Source organism: Aerococcus sp. L_32, from assembly GCF_050689315.1.
Genome location: NZ_JBOEQF010000418.1, coordinates 1 through 1,650, shown reverse-complemented (window position 1 = coordinate 1,650; position 1,650 = coordinate 1). Strand labels below are relative to the sequence as shown.

The 1,650-nt window shown below is 38.8% G+C and carries 2 protein-coding genes; both read right to left on the bottom strand.

The features are described 5' to 3' along the window. Positions 1–500, bottom strand: a 500-nt coding sequence (locus ACRCJ0_RS13550) for an FGGY family carbohydrate kinase (RefSeq protein WP_431390759.1), incomplete at its 3' end; no start/stop codon positions are given. Between the two features lie 238 nt (positions 501–738). Continuing rightward, positions 739–1,650 (bottom strand): TrkH family potassium uptake protein (locus ACRCJ0_RS13545; protein WP_431390758.1); only part of this gene is annotated, 912 nt, incomplete at its 5' end.

The window sequence follows — 1,650 nt, the reverse complement described above, 5'->3', positions numbered from 1 at the left end:
ATCGTACCAAATAGCAATTCACCTTTTTCAGCACGCTCTTGGGCACCTTCAACGTGGTCTAAAATCCAACGAATCTTAGTAGCAGAGAAATAAGCATCAACTACTAAACCAGTATGTTGCTGTATTTTTTCTTTTAAACCTTGGTCAATCAAGTTATCACTGATTGAAGCAGATTGACGTGACTGCCAAACAATTGCGTTATAAATTGGTTTACCAGTATCTTTTTCCCATACAACTGTGGTTTCACGTTGGTTAGTAATACCAATACCAGCAATTTGGTCCGGGCGTAAACCACCATCAATAAATGCACCAGCAATTACAGCTTGTACTGAGTTCCAGATCTCATTCGCGTTATGCTCTACCCAACCAGATTTAGGGAAAATTTGCTCAAATTCCTTCTGGCTAGAAGCAATAGGTTCAGCTTTATGGTTGTATATCACTGCGCGTGATGAAGTTGTTCCTTGGTCGATCGCCATGATATATTTTTCTTGTTCACTCATTATAATTCCTCCTACTTAATAAAAAATTGCTAAATAAGCGCTTTCATTACAAAATGAGTATACGCTACGTAAATAAAAAATGCTAGAAATTGGTCAGTAAAAATACAAATGTGCATTGCAAAATATTGACGCCAAATCCCAAAAGTGTTGATAAACCTATGAAAAAAGGGATGCGCTTACATAGTGCAATCCCCTTTTTTCAATCAGGTTAAAACAAAATTGTATATACAAGTGGTCGTTAGACTTTTCGCCAAGTTGATCTGGATAATAAAATGATCACTGGATAAATTTCTAGACGGCCGATAATCATCCCTACTGACATGACGACTTTTGAAAAATTAGACAAGGAGGCATAATCTTGTGATGGCCCTAGTAAATCAAGAGACCCACCGATATTTGAAATAGTAGCGATGGTCGCTGAGAATGCGGATGAAAAGTTCTGTGCATCAAATGACAGAACTACTAGGATTAAAACGAATACGGCTAGATAGGTCATCAGATAGTAAACAATCCCGTAGTGGACATTTTTCTCAATACGTTTGCCGTTATAGGTCATAGGAATCACCCTATTTGGTGCAAGTAAATGTTGGATTTCCTGTTTAATTGACCGCAAATATATTCCTATCCGGATAACTTTTAGACCGGACGCTGTAGACCCTGACATAGCACCAACAAACATTAACAATAGAATGGTGGTATGGGCAGCTATCGGCCATTCCAAGATATCTACTGTGGTATAAGCAGTCGTTGACATGATGGACACGATATTAAAAAGCACATCGTGTATCATGCGGAAGAAGTTGTCGTAATAAGGGATCAAGGCCAAAGAAATAATGGCTAAGGCCCCTAAAATGATATAGATATACCATTTCAACTCTTCGTCTTTAAAGATTTCCTTCCAACGTCTTTCGTAAGCAAGGTAGAAGAAGTTGAAATTTAAACCAAAGGTAAACATGGCAATCATCAAAATCGTCTCAACCACCCTTGAATCGTAATGGGCGATGGAGGCGGGATAGATGTTAAAGCCCCCTGTTCCGGCCGTCCCCATAGACAGTAGCATGGATTCAAACCATGGTACACCGGCGACCCAAAGTAAAACCGCGAATACGACCGTTAAAAATAGATAAATAAAGTACAAGATATAAATCGA